The organism is Streptacidiphilus neutrinimicus, assembly GCF_000787815.1.
GTDB classification, from domain to species: domain Bacteria; phylum Actinomycetota; class Actinomycetes; order Streptomycetales; family Streptomycetaceae; genus Streptacidiphilus; species Streptacidiphilus neutrinimicus.
This window is the reverse complement of sequence record NZ_BBPO01000181.1, coordinates 1,731-2,215: the sequence shown is the minus strand read 5'-3', so window position 1 is coordinate 2,215 and position 485 is coordinate 1,731. Positions and strand designations below refer to the sequence as shown.

Sequence of the window (485 nt, the reverse complement as noted above, 5' to 3'; positions counted from 1 at the left end):
TACCGAGCTGCTCGGCCGGGACACCTCCGGCGCGACGCCGGTCGCGGTCACCGCCGTGGCAGATGACGAGCCGATCGCCATCGTCGCGATGAGCTGCCGCTTCCCGGGCGGGGTGACCTCGCCCGAGGAGCTGTGGCAGCTGCTCGTCGCGGGCGGCGACGCGGTCGTGGACTTCCCGACCGACCGAGGCTGGGATCTCGACTCGCTCTTCGACGACGACCCCGACCAGCTCGGCAAGATCTACACCCGCAAGGGCGCGTTCCTCCAGGACGCGACCCGGTTCGACTCCGCGTTCTTTGGCATCAGCCCGCGTGAAGCGACCACCATGGACCCCCAGCAGCGTCTGCTGCTGGAGACCTCGTGGGAGGTGTTCGAGCGGGCCGGCATCGACCCGGTCTCGCTGCGCGGCAGCCAGTCCGGCGTCTTCATCGGAACCAACGGCCAGGACTACATCTCGCTCCTGGCCGACGGCCAGGAGGGGATCG

1 protein-coding gene is annotated in these 485 nt (G+C 69.9%); it reads left to right on the top strand.

The features are described 5' to 3' along the window. The coding region (locus TR48_RS38420; RefSeq protein ID WP_042375650.1) for a beta-ketoacyl synthase N-terminal-like domain-containing protein at positions 1-485 on the top strand (485 nt) is incomplete at both ends.